This window comes from Campylobacter sp. RM19073, from assembly GCF_024723495.1.
Classification (GTDB): domain Bacteria; phylum Campylobacterota; class Campylobacteria; order Campylobacterales; family Campylobacteraceae; genus Campylobacter; species Campylobacter porcelli.
This window is the reverse complement of the sequence record NZ_JANQCT010000010.1, coordinates 25,359-42,579: the sequence shown is the minus strand read 5'-3', so window position 1 is coordinate 42,579 and position 17,221 is coordinate 25,359. Positions and strand designations below refer to the sequence as shown.

At 36.2% G+C, this 17,221-nt stretch carries 17 protein-coding genes; 4 read left to right on the top strand and 13 right to left on the bottom strand.

Translation table 11 applies throughout. The annotated features are described in order from the left end of the window. Nucleotides 1-3 precede the first annotated feature (3 nt). From nuoF to CSUIS19073_RS05110, 5 genes are read right to left on the bottom strand one after another with little or no spacing between them, the layout of a single operon-like run. Nucleotides 4-1,218 (bottom strand): NADH-quinone oxidoreductase subunit NuoF, encoded by a 1,215-nt coding sequence (gene nuoF, locus CSUIS19073_RS05130; RefSeq protein WP_086242432.1) that lies wholly within the window; start codon nucleotides 1,216-1,218, stop codon nucleotides 4-6. Continuing rightward, nucleotides 1,205-1,696: an NADH-quinone oxidoreductase subunit NuoE family protein gene (locus tag CSUIS19073_RS05125; protein ID WP_086242431.1), complete on the bottom strand. Its 492-nt coding sequence runs from the start codon at nucleotides 1,694-1,696 to the stop codon at nucleotides 1,205-1,207. Before CSUIS19073_RS05125 ends, nuoF begins: the two co-directional genes overlap by 14 nt. Then, complete coding sequence (locus tag CSUIS19073_RS05120) at nucleotides 1,693-3,375, bottom strand: NADH-quinone oxidoreductase subunit D (RefSeq protein WP_086242430.1); 1,683 nt, start codon at nucleotides 3,373-3,375, stop codon at nucleotides 1,693-1,695. The genes CSUIS19073_RS05125 and CSUIS19073_RS05120 overlap by 4 nt, the downstream gene beginning before the upstream one ends. Then, the gene (locus tag CSUIS19073_RS05115) at nucleotides 3,368-3,874 is read right to left on the bottom strand and encodes an NADH-quinone oxidoreductase subunit B (RefSeq protein WP_086242429.1); all 507 of its coding nucleotides are present in this window, start codon (nucleotides 3,872-3,874) and stop codon (nucleotides 3,368-3,370) included. Before CSUIS19073_RS05115 ends, CSUIS19073_RS05120 begins: the two co-directional genes overlap by 8 nt. Then, a complete protein-coding gene (locus CSUIS19073_RS05110; RefSeq protein WP_086242428.1) occupies nucleotides 3,865-4,227 on the bottom strand; it encodes an NADH-quinone oxidoreductase subunit A in 363 nt (120 codons plus the stop codon). Before CSUIS19073_RS05110 ends, CSUIS19073_RS05115 begins: the two co-directional genes overlap by 10 nt. A 495-nt stretch (nucleotides 4,228-4,722) precedes the next feature. Here CSUIS19073_RS05110 and CSUIS19073_RS05105 point away from each other — a divergent pair, with 495 nt between their 5' ends. Together CSUIS19073_RS05105 and kcuS are read left to right on the top strand one after the other, a co-directional pair. Beyond that, nucleotides 4,723-7,014 carry a carbon starvation CstA family protein gene (locus CSUIS19073_RS05105; RefSeq protein ID WP_086242427.1) on the top strand — a complete coding sequence of 764 codons (2,292 nt, stop codon included), beginning with the start codon at nucleotides 4,723-4,725 and terminating at the stop codon, nucleotides 7,012-7,014. Between the two features lie 9 nt (nucleotides 7,015-7,023). Then, a complete protein-coding gene (gene kcuS / locus CSUIS19073_RS05100) occupies nucleotides 7,024-7,224 on the top strand; it encodes a KCU-star family selenoprotein (RefSeq protein ID WP_086237570.1) in 201 nt (66 codons plus the stop codon). 59 nt (nucleotides 7,225-7,283) lie between these two features. Here the strand turns inward: kcuS and CSUIS19073_RS05095 are convergent, their stop codons facing one another. The 4 genes from CSUIS19073_RS05095 to CSUIS19073_RS05080 are packed head-to-tail and all read right to left on the bottom strand — an operon-like array spanning nucleotide 7,284 to nucleotide 10,858. Then, nucleotides 7,284-8,351 carry a glycosyltransferase family 4 protein gene (locus CSUIS19073_RS05095; protein WP_086237594.1) on the bottom strand — a complete coding sequence of 356 codons (1,068 nt, stop codon included), beginning with the start codon at nucleotides 8,349-8,351 and terminating at the stop codon, nucleotides 7,284-7,286. Continuing rightward, on the bottom strand, nucleotides 8,348-9,880 hold the full coding sequence (locus CSUIS19073_RS05090) for a glycosyltransferase family 2 protein (RefSeq protein ID WP_086242426.1): 1,533 nt from the start codon (nucleotides 9,878-9,880) through the stop codon (nucleotides 8,348-8,350). Before CSUIS19073_RS05090 ends, CSUIS19073_RS05095 begins: the two co-directional genes overlap by 4 nt. Before the next feature lie 8 nt (nucleotides 9,881-9,888). Continuing rightward, on the bottom strand, nucleotides 9,889-10,503 hold the full coding sequence (gene coaE, locus CSUIS19073_RS05085) for a dephospho-CoA kinase (protein ID WP_086237568.1): 615 nt from the start codon (nucleotides 10,501-10,503) through the stop codon (nucleotides 9,889-9,891). After that, nucleotides 10,496-10,858: a RidA family protein gene (locus CSUIS19073_RS05080; protein WP_086237567.1), complete on the bottom strand. Its 363-nt coding sequence runs from the start codon at nucleotides 10,856-10,858 to the stop codon at nucleotides 10,496-10,498. The genes coaE and CSUIS19073_RS05080 overlap by 8 nt, the downstream gene beginning before the upstream one ends. 93 nt (nucleotides 10,859-10,951) lie before the next feature. Between CSUIS19073_RS05080 and CSUIS19073_RS05075 the strand changes: the two genes are divergently transcribed. Together CSUIS19073_RS05075 and purM are read left to right on the top strand one after the other, a co-directional pair. Then, entirely contained in the window at nucleotides 10,952-13,756 is a 2,805-nt protein-coding gene (locus CSUIS19073_RS05075) for an FAD-binding and (Fe-S)-binding domain-containing protein (protein ID WP_086242425.1), read from the top strand. A gap of 42 nt (nucleotides 13,757-13,798) precedes the next feature. Then, nucleotides 13,799-14,782: a phosphoribosylformylglycinamidine cyclo-ligase gene (purM, locus tag CSUIS19073_RS05070; protein WP_086242424.1), complete on the top strand. Its 984-nt coding sequence runs from the start codon at nucleotides 13,799-13,801 to the stop codon at nucleotides 14,780-14,782. A gap of 5 nt (nucleotides 14,783-14,787) precedes the next feature. Here the strand turns inward: purM and ung are convergent, their stop codons facing one another. From ung to CSUIS19073_RS05050, 4 genes are all read right to left on the bottom strand, one after another. Beyond that, a complete protein-coding gene (ung, locus tag CSUIS19073_RS05065; protein WP_086242423.1) occupies nucleotides 14,788-15,465 on the bottom strand; it encodes a uracil-DNA glycosylase in 678 nt (225 codons plus the stop codon). A gap of 29 nt (nucleotides 15,466-15,494) precedes the next feature. Then, on the bottom strand, nucleotides 15,495-15,848 hold the full coding sequence (gene rplT, locus CSUIS19073_RS05060) for a 50S ribosomal protein L20 (RefSeq protein ID WP_086237563.1): 354 nt from the start codon (nucleotides 15,846-15,848) through the stop codon (nucleotides 15,495-15,497). Between the two features lie 82 nt (nucleotides 15,849-15,930). Further along, nucleotides 15,931-16,122: a 50S ribosomal protein L35 gene (rpmI, locus tag CSUIS19073_RS05055; RefSeq protein WP_086225205.1), complete on the bottom strand. Its 192-nt coding sequence runs from the start codon at nucleotides 16,120-16,122 to the stop codon at nucleotides 15,931-15,933. A 55-nt stretch (nucleotides 16,123-16,177) separates the two neighbouring features. Continuing rightward, entirely contained in the window at nucleotides 16,178-17,143 is a 966-nt protein-coding gene (locus CSUIS19073_RS05050; protein WP_086237562.1) for a putative transporter, read from the bottom strand. Nucleotides 17,144-17,221 lie beyond the last annotated feature (78 nt).

Below are 17,221 nucleotides of genomic sequence, written 5' to 3'. Positions count from 1 at the left end.
ATATTAATCCTTACAAAGCGCTAAAAACTCATCTTCAAATTTGGTTATAAAGCCTATGATTACATCTTTTACCGCTGGAGCAAATACACAAATTGTCTTACCATCAAGCATAAAGCAAATATCTTTTAGAGTAGCTAGATCTCTTTTGCTTCCTTCGCCTTTACAAATTCTCTCTACCACTCGCATTCCCCAGCCGCAGCCCTCACGGCATGGAGTGCATTGTCCGCAGCTCTCTTCGGTATAAAACTCAAGCAAATTCAAAAGCACCTTAGGCATACTAACCGTATCATCAAAAACCATCATACCGCCAGTTCCAAGAGCGCTTTTATACTCCCATAAATTCTCATAATCTAAGGTGGCTTTCATAACCTCATCTTTGGTAAGCACCGCAGCAGATGACCCACCAGGGATAACAGCCTTTAGCTCTCTATTTTTCCATACTCCACCGCCAAATTCATTGATAAAATCAATCATTTTAGTCCCAAATGGCATCTCTTTAACGCATGGAGTATTTACGCACCCAGTAACGGCAAAGAGCAGAGTTCCAGGGGATTTTTGCGTTCCTACACTTCTATATTTTTCCCAACCATTTTTAACTATAAAAGGCACACTAGCGATGGTTTCGACATTATTTACCACACACGCACTACCAAACAAAAAATCCGGCTCAGCTCTATTATGTGGTTTTAATCTAGGATGCCCCCTTTTGCCTTCAATACTCTCTAAAAGTGCGCTCTTCTCACCGCAGATATAGGCTCCAGCACCCTTACAAACTATAATTTCTAGGCCACGCCTCTCATCTTTGGATTCATTAATTGCCCTTTTAATGCTTTGATACTCTCTCTCATATTCGCCCCTAATGTAGATATATGCTCTACACGCACCAAGAGCGTAAGCTGAGATTATGATCCCTTCAATAAGCAGATGTGGATCAAGATTGAAAATATACTTATCCTTACAAGTTCCAGGCTCACTCTCATCGCCATTTACCACCAAATAGCGTTTATCGCTAGGCCAAGTTACCATATTCTTCCACTTAGTTCCGCAGTGACCGCCACCACCGCCCTTGCCCCTTAATCCGCTCTTATCAATCGCATCTACTATATCCATTCTTGGCATTTTTAGAATTTCATCTAAATTCGCATATGCCCCATGGGCTTTAGCGACCTCTATTTTATTGGCATTAGGTATATCAAATCTAGCACTAACGACCTTCATTTTCTCTCCTTAGCCTTTCTATTAACTCTATGATACTCTCCTTGGTTAGATCGCCGATTTGCTCTAAATTTGATAGCATACAAGGCGCCTTCTCACAATACCCCAAGCACTCGCTCTCCCCAAGGCTAAAAAGCCCATCTTTAGTAGTTTCGCCCATCTTAATCCCAAGAAGATCGCTAGCGGCTTTTATCACTTCATCGCCACCTCTTAATTTACAAGTGATGGTCTTACAAAATTTAAGCTCATATTTACCCTTTTTGCTCTCATTAAACATAGAGTAAAATCCCATAACTTCAGCAAAGAATATAGCCTTAATCCCAAGAGTTTTTTCTAAATACAATATATCTTCAGAGCTGATAAATCCTTGTCTTCTTTGTAAAATCCAAAGAGCTGGTAATACTAACGCCCTATCATCATCTACTTTGGTGCGAAGATTATTTAAGCCTTCTAGCTCATCTTTTGTGAATTCAAAACTCATCTATCTAGCTCCCCAGCAATTATATTTATACTACCTAAATTCAATATACTATCAGCGATCAGCCCACCTCTAACCATATCGCTAAATGCGTTTAAAGCGTAAAAGCAAGGCGGTCTAAGCTTTAAGCGGTATGGCATATTTTTCCCATCGCTAACGATGAAAAATCCTAGCTCACCATTGCCCCCTTCACTCGCACCATAAAAATGCCCCACAGGAAGCTTAACTCCATCAAAAATTAGTTTAAAATGATTTATCAAAGCCTCGATATTGCCATATACTTCACTCTTTGGTGGGAGAATTATATCTTTATCTTTGATACAAATATCGCCACTTGGTATTTTCTTAATCGCTTGGCGAATTATAGAGACACTCTCTTTCATCTCATAAAATCGCACAAACATTCTATCATATATATCGCCACAGCTACCAACAGGAACATTAAAATCAAAGCTATCATAATAGTAATATGGCTTATCTTTTCTTAAATCATAATCCACGCCACTAGCTCTTAAATTTGGCCCTGTAAATCCATAGCTTAAGGCATCTTTGGCACTAATTTTACAGATATTTTGAACCCTATCTAGGAAAATTCTATTTTTCTCCACAAGGGTTAAGGTATCATCAATACCCTTTTGAACCTCTTTTAAATAGCCCAAAAGCTCATCTTCCCAACCATCATAAAAGTCATGCGCCATACCGCCAATTCTAGCAAATGAATTGGTAAATCTAGCCCCAGTTAAACGAGATAGGAAATTATAAATTTTCTCTCTAGGATTGTATAGATACCAATAATTTGTAAGCGCCCCCATATCCACAAACATCGCCCCAAGGCAGACCTCATGATCGATAATACGAGCTAACTCACCTAAAATCACACGCATAAAAATCGCCCTATCAGGCAAATTCACACCTAAAATATCCTCCACAGCCTTAGCGTATCCTACATTATTTAGCATTGCTGAGCAGTAGTTTAATCTATCAGTATATGGAATGATTTGAGCATAAGTGTGGGTCTCACAGGACTTTTCAAATCCTCTATGCAAATAGCCAATCTCCGTTACACAAGCAGCGATTTTCTCCCCATCAAGCGCCATAAAATTGCGTATCGTTCCATGCGTAGCTGGGTGCGATGGACCTATATTTAAAAATGTATATTTGATCTTAAATTCATCATTTTCTTCACTAGCAAAACCAAGACTTAAGAGCTGATCTCTCATCTCATCAACCAAGCTATCGCTTTGAGTTAAAATTTGGTATTTATCAATCGGATAATCCTTTCTCAAAGGGTATCCCACAAACTCCTTATGATTTAAGATGCGTCTAAGGTTTGGATGATTATCAAATTTAACCCCATATTGATCATAGCACTCTCTCTCAGCCCAATTAGCACTTTTGTAAATTTGACTAACACTTTGAAGGCTCTGACATTCATCTAAATCAGTTTGTATTATAAAATTCCCACCCCGTAAAGAGCTAAAAATATAGTATAAGCTAAATCTTTTTGGATTATTTAAATTTAGATTATCCACACAAGCAATATCAGCTAAAATCTCATATTTCATCTCATCACGAGCAAATTTAACCGCATTAAAAATATCATCACTAGCTACTATTGCAGTGGTAATGCCATTATACTCAGAAATTTTAGAACTAAATTTGGATATAAAACTACTAAGCATCTAAAAGCCCCTTAAAATCTCTATGGCGATCTTTTATACTACCAGCTTTTATCTTTTGCTGAATGGCTAAAATCGCATCAATTATCGCCTCTGGTCTTGGCGGACAACCGCTGATATAGGCGTCTACTGGTATTATCTGATCTATTCCTTGAAGGGTTGTATAATTATCATAAAATCCACCACTACTAGCACACGCCCCCATACTCACAACCCACTTTGGCTCACACATTTGATCATATATCTCTTTTAAAATTGGAGCTTGTTTAAACGATATTGTCCCAGCTACTATCATTAAATCAGCTTGACGCGGCGAAAACCGCATAACCTCAGCACCAAAACGGCTCAAATCATGCTTAGATGATACAGCACTCATAAACTCAATCGCACAACACGCCGTCCCAAAAATCATAGGCCAAAGCGAATTTGACCTCCCCCAGTTAAAAAGTGCGTCTAATCTAGTTAAAATTAGATCATTTTTGACTAAATTTTCTATTCCCATCTTAAAATCTTCTTTTTATAAATATAGTATAAGCCAACAAGCAAAATAGCCATAAATACAAACATCTCTACCAAAGCATAAAGGCCAAGCTCCCTAAGGCTTACAGCCCACGGATACATAAAAACAGCCTCAATATCAAATATCACAAAGACAATTGCCACAAGGTAGTATTTGACATTTATGCTTGAGTTTATCCCACCATAAAAATTGACAATCCCACTTTCGTAAATTCTATCTTTTGAGCTATTGCTTTTGCCAGTTGGACCGATTTTTTTAGTGAAATAAAAAGCCACACAAAGTGCTAAAATGATGAATACATAGAGATATAAACTCCATACAAGATTACTATCCAAAGCCTTTTCCTTGAAATTTTACTTGAATTAACTGGGCGTAATTTTATCAAAACACTGCCATCTAATCAATATTATAATAAAATTAATTTTTTGTTTAAGAAATTGATGAATAAAATTTATTATTTATTAAATTTAATTCCAAATTTCTAAATTTGTATAGTTTAAAATATAAATTTAAAAGCCATAAATTAGCTATTTAAAGCTTATATTATAATTAACTTAAATAAATATATTAAATTTTAAAATTTTGATTTACAACTTGATATATGATTAAATTTAAATTTCATCTTAAAAATTAGCCAAAATTATAATCTAAAAATTAAATCTAAAGCCAAAATTTTATCAAATATGCCAAATTTCTTTATAATTTACCCTTAATGTGTAAAATCGTAACATAATTTAAATTTATATTTCTATTTTATACACTTTAGCCTATATTTTGCTCTCAAATATGCTAAAATCTGAAAATCCAAAAAATAATTTAGCGGAGGCAATATGAATAAAAAAGTGCTAAGCATAGTTATCTGGGCTACGGTTGTATTTTTGGCAGTGCTTGGATTTGCTAAGCTAACTATCGATAGGGGCGAAACGGTTAATGCCCTGTGGTTTGTGGTAGCTGCTGTGTGTATCTACTCAATAGCGTATAGATTTTACGCTAAATACATAGCTCAAAGGGTCTTAGGCCTTGATGATAAAAGAGCCACTCCAGCAGTTGTGAAAAATGATGGACGAGACTTTGTCCCAACTAACAAAATTGTTCTATTTGGCCACCACTTTGCGGCCATTGCTGGGGCTGGACCGCTAGTAGGGCCAATTTTAGCAGCTCAAATGGGCTATTTGCCTGGTATGATTTGGCTTGTTGTAGGGGTTGTTATTGCTGGGGCGGTTCATGACTTTGTGGTTTTATGGCTATCTACTAGAAGAGATGGTAAAAGTCTTGGTGAGATGATAAAAATGGAGCTTGGCAAAGGCGTTGGAACTGTAGCTATGATTGGAATTTTAGGCATTATGATGCTTATTGTAGCCATTCTTGCTTTGGTTGTTGTAAATGCTTTGGCTGAGTCTCCGTGGGGATTATTTACCATTGCTATGACCTTGCCAATTGCTGTTATTATGGGAATTTGGATGAGATTTGTGCGTCCTGGTAGAATCGGAGAGGCTTCGATTTTTGGCTTTATTATGTTGCTACTTTCACTTTGGGGCGGACACTATGTAGCAGCTGATCCATACTGGGCAGATATATTTACCATCACTCCAGTAAATTTAGCATTTATCACTATTGGCTATGGTTTTGTAGCGGCGATCTTGCCAGTATGGCTACTTCTAGCTCCTAGGGATTACCTATCTACTTTCCTTAAAATTGGCGTTATATTTGCAATGGCGTTAGTTATAGTCTATCTTGGTTTAGGAGATTTTGCTGGAAACCAAAATATCCAAGTAGCAATGCCGATGGTAACTAAATTCACAGATGGCACTGGGCCAGTGTTTGCTGGTAAATTATTTCCATTTTTATTCATAACTATCGCTTGTGGTGCAATTAGCGGATTTCACGCTCTAATCTCTAGCGGAACAACTCCAAAAATGCTAGAAAAGGAAAGCCACGCTAAGATGGTAGGATATGGCTCAATGCTTATGGAGTCAGCAGTTGGCGTAATGGCGTTAATCGCAGCTATTATCATAACTCCAGATCTATACTTTGCTATCAATGTAGCACCAGCTGGTCTAGGAACAAATGAAGCTATATCAGCAGCTAGAGGCGCTGAGGAGATATTTGGGGTATTCCAAGGCGAAGCTACTCAAAGCTATCTAGCAGGCATTAAAGCAGCAGCAGCTAGTATAAATTCATTTGCTGGAGATATTATCAAAATCACTCCAGAGATGATAGAGCAAAATATCTTAGCCTTTACTAAAGATGTTGGCGAACCAAGCATTCTAAGCAGAACGGGCGGCGCTCCTACCTTTGCTCTTGGCTTTGCTGTATTAATCTCTAAAATGCCAAGCTTAGAAGGTACAATGGCATTTTGGTATCACTTTGCTATTTTATTTGAAGCCCTATTTATCCTAACAGCCGTTGATGCAGGCACTAGGGCTGGAAGATTTATGGTTCAAGATGTTTTAGGCAATTTCTATAAACCAATGGCAAATATCAGCTCAGTGCCAATGGGCTTAATAGCAACTCTTCTATGCGTGGCTGGCTGGGGCTCAATATTATATATGGGTATTACTGACCCAACAGGTGGCGTAAAAGCACTATGGACGCTATTTGGTGTAAGTAATCAACTTCTAGCTGGTATTGCCTTGCTTTTAGCAGTTAGTGTATTGTTTAAAATGAATCGTGGCAAACTAGCTTGGGTTGTGATACTCCCAGTTGCGTGGGTATTAATATCAACTATGAGTGCAGGCGTTCAAAAGCTACTTCCAGCTAATGGGGAGAGAGTTCACGACTCAGTAAGCCATGTCGCAGCATACCAAAACAATAGCAAAAAAGCCACCGATCTAATGGCTAAAATAGAGTCTGGCACCCTTGATGATGCACAGCTAGTAGCAGCTGAAAAAGCGTATAAATCAGCCAATCAAGTAGCTAGAAATAATCTAATTAACGCTATCTTATGTGCGGTATTTATGGGTATTACCATCATTGTCTTAATCGCTACTTTAAGAGTGGTTGCTAGGGCAATAAGCGGCAAAGAGCCATTAATCCCACTAGCAGAATCTCCATATCTTAAAGCTGAAGATTATGAGGGCAAAGCTGGTTGTAATGCTCATCACTGCGGATGTGCTCACTAAGGGGCTAATATGCAAATTTTAAGCAAAATCGCAGCATTTTACAAAAAAATCGATAGGTTTTCCCACTTGCTAGTGGGAATGCCTAGCTATGATAAATATGTAGAGTATATGCATAAATTTCATCCAAACCAAACGCCAAAAAGCCAAAGAGAGTTTTTCAAAGAGGCTTTAGAGCAAAAGTATGGAGCAGGTAGCTCAAGGTGTTGCTAATTTAATTTTACATACCCCGCATATAGCGATATAAAGCGGGGCTTAAATGATAGGCTAAATTATATATTTTTAATCTCCCCAAATATCTCCATCCACTGCTTCATCACAACTTCTTTGCTAAATTTATCTTTAGCTATCTCTTTGCTTTTTGCTCCCATATCTGCTCTTAAGCTCTCATCTTTCATCAATGCTTTTAATTTATTTGTATACTCGTTTAGATTATTATCTTCTATTAAATATCCACTCTTGCCATCTTCTATAATATCACTTGGACCTGTGGCAATATCAAATGATATGGTTGGCAAGGCATAAGACTGAGCCTCTATTAATACCATTCCAAACCCTTCAAAGTGGCTTGTCATAGCATATATGCTAGAGCTTAGGTATTCTTTTTCAACTTCAGTAGTAAATGGTTTTAACACTATAGAGTTAGTTAAATTTAGATTATCTATCTTAGTTTTTATCTGATCTTTTAACTCTCCATCGCCTACAATGTGGAGTTTCCAATCACTAAATTCATTGCCATCTTGGATTAATTTCCAAATATCAATTAAGCGTAGAAAGCCTTTTTCATCTATATTTGTCATACGACCCATAGAAAGCACGATTTTTTGAGAGTAATCTGTGTTTAAATTTGAGATATTTGGGATGAAATTTGGGATAACGCAGATATTCTTATGATGATTTTGCCAAAAATCAATCTCTCCAGAGGCTATAAGCACCAAAGTATCAAAATAATCATATCGCTTCAGATAACGCCCCTTTGATGCTGTATGATTAACCCTTATATATTTAGTATTTTTATTCTTAAATAGCGGAAAATGGGGAGAGTTATTAAAAATTACAAAATCCTTATCTTTAAAATCCCGCTTTAAAATATAACTCTCAATAAATTTATAAAAGAGCTTATAAAGCAAATTTTTACGCTTTTTATCAAATGAGACCTTATGCAAGTATCTTAATTTCACCCTACTATCAAGCTTGAAGGCCTCATTTATCTCGCCTTTATAAAAGCTTAAAATCTCCACATCTAGCCCAGCTTCCACAAAGGCATTTGCTAGATTAGTTACAACTCTCTCAGCACCACCTTTAATAGTAATATCACCGATGGTTAATAATAGTTTTATCGCCATTTAACCCGCTTTTCTCTTATGGTTTTTAGGTAAATTTGATGATTTTCTTCTAGCATAGCACGGCTATTTTCAGCGTGGTATAGATGGTAGGCAATTCCAAAAAATTTTAGCCGTCTAAGCTCCCCACCACTAAATAAAAATCTCGCCACAAACTCAGAATCCTCCCTTCCCCAACCAATGAAATTCTCATTAAATCCACCAATCTCCAAGCAATCGCTCTTATAAAAGCTCATATTACAGCCTCTAATTCCTTTTATAAAATCCTTTTTATTAAAGAAATTTGCCCTAATGGCCGAGTTTTTATAGATGAGATTTGCCAGCAAAGCATTGCGTTTAGATTTAAAGTTTTTAATCTCGCTTGCATGCTCCACCCCTTGCATTATAGAGGTAGTTTGGCTCTCATCTAGCACCACTCTTGAGCCTTGTAAAAACTGCTTTTTCTTAGCAAATTTAAGATGGTCTAAGATAAAATTTGGCTCTAAAATCATATCCCCATCAATATTGATAATATACTCACCAACTGCACTATTAATAGCCTTATTGCGAATTTGGCTCAATCTAAACCCCTTATCTTCTTGCCAAATATGCCTTAACTTACAAGGAAAATTACTCTTAAATCTCTCGATTAAATTCTTTGTAGCCACGCCACTTCCATCATCAGCTATCAAAACCTCCATAGGCAAATAGTCCAAATTTTGAACGCTTTTTAAAACCTGCTCTAAATATTTTTCACTATTATAAGTGGTAATAATAAGGCTCACACTTGGCTTTTTGCTGTTTAATTCATAGAGTTTTGCATACTTAAAAAACGCCCCAAGAGCATTACAAAAGCTAATCACAAAGCCCTTATATCCATACAAAAACCCTTTTTTAAAGGCATAATCTCGCACAAATTTAAATCCCCCGTGTAAAACTGCTTTAAATATGGAGCTATTTTTGCCACTATTTTGCTGTGCCCATAGGGTGGAGTATCGCTGCATTTTCTCTATAAGCGAGTAAATATCATTATAGGCATAGTGCCTTAATCCATTTTTAAGCTTTACAATATTTAAATCTTTGCTCTCTAGGCTCTCATGGATAAAATTGCTATTAAATTTAGCCTGATTTTTATTAAATAGCCTTAGCACATAATCTGGATACCATCCACACGCCTTAATCCACTGACCTTTATAAAGATTTTTTCTAGGCATTGCGTAGATATTTTGCGGATTTAAGCTTAAATTTCCTATCTCGTCTATCGCCTTAGCCTCCAAAACCTCATCGCTATCAATGCTAAAAATCCACTCATTCCTAGCATAGCTAATGGCTAAATTTTTAAGCGCCCCAAAGCCGATAAATTCGCTAGAGTATATTTTAAGATTTTCAAATTTGGACTTAAATTCATTAGCAATTTTTAAGGTATCATCACTACTTTCATTATCAAGCAAGATAATCTCATCAAAGCTTTTTAAGGATTCTAAGCACTCTTTAATGGTATTTTGAGCGTTTTTAACTAATATGCAAACGCTAATTTTGCTTTTCATGTATTCCTCTAAATTTTTAAGGTTTGGTATTTAGCTTTTAGAGCTAAGATAAACTTATCTACTTCTAGATTTAAATGTTTTAAATCTAAGCTATTATCGATTACATAGGTGGCAAATTTTAGCTTTTTATCTATGCTAATTTGCTGATTTATCCGCTCTTTTGCCTCTTTTAAAGTTAGATTATTTCGTGATACTATCCGCTCTATACAAATTTGCCTTGGGGCATAGACTACGCAAACGCTTTGAAATTCATCATAAACTGGCGATTTTTCAAAATATAAGGGTAGATCTATAAAATATGGATAATTGCTACTCTCAAGATTATTTGCCTTGCTAAATATCTGCTCTTTGATCCTATCATGAAGGATATTTTCAAGCTCCTTTTTAGCCTTAGAATCGCTAAAAATCAATTTACCAAGGCTCTTTCTATCAACCCTATTATCGCTTACAAATTCACTTCCAAATTTACTTGCGATAATGCTAGAAGACTCATCAAGCACCTTATGAGCTATCTCATCAGCGTCAATTATACTAAATCCATAAACTCTTAGTAGATTTACAACTGTGCTTTTGCCACTTCCTATAACCCCAGTTATCACTATAGCATTTTTAAAATCACTCAATTGAAGCTATAACCTCTACTTCTACCTTAACGCCCTTTGGTAGCTCTTTTACCGCTACGGCACTTCTAGCTGGATATGGCTGAGTGAAAAATTCAGCATAAATTTCATTCATCTGGCTAAACTCAGCAATATCAGTTAAAAATATTGTGGTTTTAACTACATTTTTATAACTCAAATTTAACTCTTCTAAAATCCCACCGACATTTTTTAAAGCTTGAGTAGTTTGGGATTTAATATCACTTCCTACTACCTCGCCACTATCTGGATCTAGTGGAATTTGACCGCTACAATATACTAAATTTCCAACCACTCTATAAGCACTATATGGACCAATTGCTTTTGGATAGTTTGCCATCTTATTTTCCTTAAATAAAGTTTGGCTATATTAGCATAAAATAAGTTCAAATTTGCTAAAATCAGCCAAATTTTAGATACAAAAGGATCCATTATGCAAGATTATAAAGGGTTTTATAAGGCTGCTTTTAAGCTCTTTGATGGTAGGGTTTATAAAGATTATTTACGCCGTTTTTGCTATGGCGTGGAGGCCTCTTGCTACTCATATATACCAAAATTAGTTTTAATGCTAAAAAGTGAAAGTGAGATTATAAAAGCTTTTGAACTATCTCGCAAATTTAACACTCCACTATGTTTTAGAGGTGCTGGGACTAGCCTAAGCGGTCAAAGCTCGTGTGATACGGTGCTAGTATGTTTGGATTTTAGCTGGGATCATATGAGGGTTAGTAGAGATGCTAACTCTATAAATTTAGGTTGTGGGGTTATCGGCGAAAATGCCAATAAAGCCCTAAAACCGCTAGGCAAAAAGATCGGCCCCGATCCTGCCACCATAGCCGCAGCGCAAATAGGCGGAATTGTTAATAATAATTCAAGCGGAATGTGCTGTGGGGTCAAGCAAAACTCATATAACACGCTAAAATCCATTAGAGTAATTTTAGGCGATGGGACTACGCTTGATAGCTCTGATGCCCTAAGTGTAGCTAGTTTTAGAAATAGCCATAAGGATTTAATAGAGCAAATTCTAAATTTACGCTCTCAAATACTAGCTGATACTGAGCTTTGTGAGCTTATAAGGCGAAAATATAAGATCAAAAACACAACCGGCTATAGCATTAATGCCCTTTTAGATTATAGCGACCCAATCGATATTATCACTCATCTATTTATCGGTAGTGAGGGGACTTTAGGCTTTGTAAGTAGCGTAGAATTAGAGTGCGTGGATGATGAGAAATTCAAAGCCTGTGCGCTTTTGTTTTATGATGATATCTTAAAAGCGGCTAAGGTTGTGGAGATTTTGGCTAAATTTGAAAGCGAAATCTCAAGTGCTGAGATTATGGACTATGGCTCACTTAAGGCTGCTTCTAAATTTAAAGGCGTGAGCGAGATTTTGCCTGATATTAAAGATGGTGAAGTCTGTATCTTGATCCAGAGCCAAAATAACTCTCAAGATAGATTAAATGAGCAAATTCAAAAGATAAAAGATGCGATCAAAGATTATCCAACTAGTCAAGAGATGAAATTTAGCTTTGATGAGAGTGAATTTGCTAATTGGTGGAAGATTAGAAAAGGGATATTTCCGATTGCTGCTACGGCTAAAAGACCAGGTAGTAGCGTAATCACTGAGGATATATGCTTTGAGATAAAAGACCTTGGAGATGGGATAAAGAGCTTACAAGAGCTATTTAAAAAGCATGGATTTGAAGATAGTGCTATAATTTTTGGCCACGCATTAGCAGGTAATTTACACTTTATCATCACGCCAGATTTAAGCAAAAATAGTGAATTTCAAAGCTTTGCGAATTTGGTTGAAGATATGTCTGTGATGGTATCAAACTTTGGTGGAAGTATCAAAGCTGAGCATGGTACAGGTAGAATGGTAGCACCATTTGTAGAGCTAGAGTGGGGAGCAAAAGCCTATGAGATAAATAGAAAAATCAAAGAAATTTTTGACCCACACACCCTAATCAATCCAGATGTAATAATCACAAACGATAAAGAGATATATAAAAAGAATATCAAACAATCAGCCCTTATAGGAAATGAATTTGATGATTGCGTGGAGTGTGGATTTTGTGAGAAAAACTGCCCATCTAACAAACTAACCCTAAGCCCACGCCAAAGAATAGCCTTAAAACGAGAAATGCAAAGGCTAGGAGCTTTGAGTGATAAGGCTAGTAAAAAGCTATTAAAAGAGCTAAAAGATGGAGCAAAATACTTCTTAAATGAGAGTTGTGCGGCCTGTTCTATGTGTGAAGAGTTATGCCCTGTGGGGTTAAATACAGCAAATTTAGCCCTAAATGAAAGAGTGGCTAACGCAAGTGATACAAGCAAAAAAATCGCTCAATTAACAAGCTCAAATTTTAGCGCAACGATAAATGGGGCTAAATTCGCTCTTGCAGCATCAAATTTATTAAACACAAATATGATAAGAAAGCTATCATTTAAAGCAAATGAGATTATCAAAACCCCTGTCTTAAGAGAGTATCTCCCACGCAAAAATAGCTATAAATTGATGGATAAAAACTATGGATTTAATGAAAGTGTGGTATATTTTTCAAGTTGTCTAAATAGATCTTTTGCCCCAAATCAAAATTTAAATGACAAACGCTCTATCCAAGAGGTTTTTGAGTCTTTGTGTAAAAAAGCTAAGATAAATGTGATCTATCCAAATGAGATTAATGATATGTGCTGCGGGAAAGTCTTTACCAATTATCCAGATACAAAAGAGCTAAATAGAGCTAAAAATATCGATATCTTAAAAGTCGCTACAAATGATGGCAAATATCCTGTGGTGATAGATCACGGTGCTTGCTCTTATGAGCTGATAAAATCGCTTAAAGATAGATTTGAAATTTATGATTTGAGTGAGTATTTGCTTAAATTTATTGCTCCAAAAATATCTATTTCTAAAGCAAATAACGCAATTGGACTATACACAATGTGTGCTAGTAAAAAGCTAGGTCTTAATAGCGTTATGACTAGCCTAGCTAAGCTTTGTACTAATGGGCAAATTTGGATAGATGAGAATACGGCTTGTTGTGGTTTTGCTGGGTATAAGGGGTTTTTTACGCCTAAATTAAACTTACACGCCACTACTAAATTTAAAAGATTTTATCAAAATAGTGCAGTAAATATCGGATTTAGCAACTCTAGCACCTGTGAGATTGGACTAAGCCAGGCAAGTGGATTTAGCTGGCAGCATATTGCCTATTTGCTAGATAGCGTTAGTCAAAAATAAGTTCAAATTTGCTAAAATGATGAAATTCAAAAGAGGTGAAAAATGATAAGTTATAAAGAAGCAGGCGTGGATATAGATGCTGGTAATAGCTTTGTAGATGGTATTAAGCCATTTGTCAAATCAACTCTAACGCCAAATGTCATAGGCGGTATAGGCTCATTCTCTGGAGCCTTTAGACTTCCTAGCGGATACAAAAAGCCAACTCTTCTAGCAGCTACTGATGGGGTCGGCACGAAGCTACGCCTAGCCATAGATAGCGGTAAGCTAGGTAGCGTGGGTATTGATTTAGTAGCGATGTGCGTTAATGATTTAATATGCAATTTTGCTACTCCTATGTTTTTTTTAGATTACTATGCAACTGGAAAATTAGATATAAACTCAGCAAAAGAGGTAGTAAGCGGAATTGCCAAAGGCTGCGTAATAGCTAGATGCGCCCTAATCGGCGGAGAGACTGCTGAAATGCCTAGTATGTATAGCTCAGGGGATTTTGATCTAGCTGGTTTTGCTGTGGGGGTGGCTGAAGAAGATGAGATTGATAGAACTAAATTTGTAAATGAAGGCGATATTTTAATAGCGCTTCCAAGCTCAGGGCTACACTCTAATGGATACTCCCTAGCTCGTGCAGTTATCAAAAAAGAGAAGTTAAATTTAGGTGGCGAATTTGAAGGCAAGACGCTTTTAGAGACGCTTTTAGAGCCTACTAGAATTTATGTAGATGAGTTTTTGCGTCTTAAAGATAGCATAAACGCAATGGCGCATATCACTGGTGGCGGAATAGTCGAAAATCTCCCTAGAGTTTTACCTAAAGGGCTTGGGGCAAAAGTGCAAAGAAGCTCTATAAAAACACCAAATATATTTAATCTAATCGCTAAAAGCGTAGAGCAAAGCGAGATGGATAGGACATTTAACTGCGGTGTTGGAATGGTGCTAGTAGTATCAAAGGATAAGGTAGATCACATCTTAGCAAATAGCGATGGATACATTATTGGAGAGATTATCAAAGGCGATGGGGTCGTGATGGCTTGATAAAGCTATTTTAGCCACTCAATTGGCGTTTTGGCGTGAGCTAATAGATAGTCATTACACTTGCTAAAATGCCTAGAGCCAAAGAATGCTCCCCTTGCTAATGGACTTGGATGGGCAGCTTGTAAGATTAGATGGGATTTTGGGTCTATTAGTGGAGCCAAAGCTCTTGCGTGATTGCCCCAAAGCATAAAAACGCAGTTGGTAAATTTAGAATTTATAGTACTGATAACTCCATTTATAAAGCTTTGCCAACCAATCTTAGAGTGCGATGCGGGGTGGCCTTTCTCTACTGTTAAAGCACTATTTAAGAGCAAAACCCCTTGCCTAGCCCAGCTAGATAGATCGCTACTTCTACTACTTAATATATCAGCATCTAAGTCATCTATAAGCTCTTTAAATATATTTTTTAAACTTGGTGGAATTTTTATACCATCAGGGACGCTAAAGGCTAATCCCATCGCCTCATTAGGATTATGATATGGATCTTGAGCGATTATTATCACCTTTAAATTCTCTATTTTACATAGATTAAAAGCGTTAAATATAAGCTCTTTTGGTGGGTAGATTATGGCGGTTTGCGAATTTAAAAACTCAATTATACTAGCAAAATTTTGGCTATTTAGCTCATCTTTTAAAAGCTCTTGCCAACTAGGATCTAAATAGGATATTAAATCTGAATACATTAAAAAGCCTAGCTTTTGCTAGGCGAAGATTATAAAGCTTTTTTAACTTCTGCTACAATGCTAGCAAATGCTGCTGAGTCATTCATAGCTAGATTTGCCAAGACTTTTCTATCTAATTCGATATTTGCTTTTTTAAGACCATTTATAAATCTTGAGTAGCTTATATCATTTAATCTGCACGCTGCATTAATGCGGATAATCCACAATCTGCGGAAATCACGCTTTTTAGCGCGTCTATCACGATACGCATATACTAAACTTCTTTCTAATTGCTCTTTAGCTTTTCTAAAGTGCTTATGTCTAGCACTATAAAATCCACGAGCTAGTTTTAGAACTTTTTTATGTCTGCGGCGTCTTACAACACCTGTTTTAACTCTTGCCATATTTATCCTTTACAAATTGGCGTCCAAATTCGGAACTTGCCCCATAATAAGGGAGGTTAGAATGACTTAAATCGTCAAAAACTTATATACAAAGCATCTTTTTAACAGCTGAGACATTTGTGCTATCTACATATTGAGATTGTCTTAAGTCTCTTTTACGCTTAGGTGACATTTTAGTTAAGATATGGCTTCTAAATGCTGAGCCTCTTTTTATCTTATTTTTGCCAACTTTAAAGCGTTTAGCTGCACCGCGAACAGATTTCATCTTTGGCATACGCTTTTCCTTTACTTTAAAATAGGCTAGGATTATATCAAATTTGAATTTAAAACTAATTGAATTTGATATTTTTCTCAAATTCATCAAGCCTTTTATGTATGCTTCTAAGCTCTGTAATGGTCGTCCAATTATCTATAAATACGCTAAAGCTACTGCGAACTTGGCTAAATGCATTGCTAACTTGGATTAAAACTCCAAGCGTAATAACCCCACTAAATAGCCCATTTCCCATAATTATAAATGGCACAATTACCATAAATTGCGAAAATGAAATAAGCCAAACATTAAAGTATCCATAGTGTAAAAATAATCTATAATAGTTAAATCTAAGACCAGTAAATAGGCTCAATACACTCTCAAAACTAGCATAATTAATCTTATCATCTTCAGCATAAACTAGCTCTTTTCTAAATGCGGCTTCGCTTTTTTGGATATTATACTCTAGTTTTGGTAGCTTAATCCCTACAAACCAAGATACTATAAGCCCACCTATGCTAACAGCTAAGGCTATCCAGACTAAAGAGCCTGGAATATCCCTTAAATATGGCAAATCCACCCCACTACTAAGCCCCCACAAGACTGGAATAAACGCTATTAATATCATTAAAGCTTTTAATACTTGTAGCCCTAAGGTTTCAGTAATCTTAGCAAATCTATAGACATCTTCTTGCATTCTTTGGCTAGAGCCTTCTATATCATACTCACACTCTCGCCATTTATTAAGATAGCCAAATGTCATAGCCTCTCTCCACCTAAAAACCCAATGACTAGCAAAAAAAGTAGTAATAGTAGCGATAATCACATATGGCATAGCAATTAATAAAAATCTATAAATTTGCTCCCAAAATTCATCTACACTATGCTCTTTGACATTTTGCATAATGTCGTAAAAGTCCTTATACCAATCATTTATAGCCACATTTAACCTAGTTTGAAATATCAAAGATATGATAATAACCAAAAGTCCGCCATAAGCCCAAAAAGCCCATTTTTTACTCTTAAAAAAGCTTGAAAACATATATTTACCTTAAATAAAATAGCTGATTATACAAAATAATTCTTAATTTCATTATTTTAAATATTGAATTTAAGTTAA

Bases quoted from the DNA above. Each gene is read 5' to 3' on its own strand.
- nuoF (WP_086242432.1), bottom strand. From the start codon at position 1,218: ATGAAGGTCGTTAGTGCTAGATTTGATATACCTAATGCCAATAAAATA.
- CSUIS19073_RS05125 (WP_086242431.1), bottom strand. From the start codon at position 1,696: ATGAGTTTTGAATTCACAAAAGATGAGCTAGAAGGCTTAAATAATCTT.
- CSUIS19073_RS05120 (WP_086242430.1), bottom strand. From the start codon at position 3,375: ATGCTTAGTAGTTTTATATCCAAATTTAGTTCTAAAATTTCTGAGTAT.
- CSUIS19073_RS05115 (WP_086242429.1), bottom strand. From the start codon at position 3,874: ATGGGAATAGAAAATTTAGTCAAAAATGATCTAATTTTAACTAGATTA.
- CSUIS19073_RS05105 (WP_086242427.1), top strand. From the start codon at position 4,723: ATGAATAAAAAAGTGCTAAGCATAGTTATCTGGGCTACGGTTGTATTT.
- kcuS (WP_086237570.1), top strand. From the start codon at position 7,024: ATGCAAATTTTAAGCAAAATCGCAGCATTTTACAAAAAAATCGATAGG.
- CSUIS19073_RS05090 (WP_086242426.1), bottom strand. From the start codon at position 9,880: ATGAAAAGCAAAATTAGCGTTTGCATATTAGTTAAAAACGCTCAAAAT.
- CSUIS19073_RS05080 (WP_086237567.1), bottom strand. From the start codon at position 10,858: ATGGCAAACTATCCAAAAGCAATTGGTCCATATAGTGCTTATAGAGTG.
- CSUIS19073_RS05075 (WP_086242425.1), top strand. From the start codon at position 10,952: ATGCAAGATTATAAAGGGTTTTATAAGGCTGCTTTTAAGCTCTTTGAT.
- purM (WP_086242424.1), top strand. From the start codon at position 13,799: ATGATAAGTTATAAAGAAGCAGGCGTGGATATAGATGCTGGTAATAGC.
- ung (WP_086242423.1), bottom strand. From the start codon at position 15,465: ATGTATTCAGATTTAATATCCTATTTAGATCCTAGTTGGCAAGAGCTT.
- rplT (WP_086237563.1), bottom strand. From the start codon at position 15,848: ATGGCAAGAGTTAAAACAGGTGTTGTAAGACGCCGCAGACATAAAAAA.
- rpmI (WP_086225205.1), bottom strand. From the start codon at position 16,122: ATGCCAAAGATGAAATCTGTTCGCGGTGCAGCTAAACGCTTTAAAGTT.
- CSUIS19073_RS05050 (WP_086237562.1), bottom strand. From the start codon at position 17,143: ATGTTTTCAAGCTTTTTTAAGAGTAAAAAATGGGCTTTTTGGGCTTAT.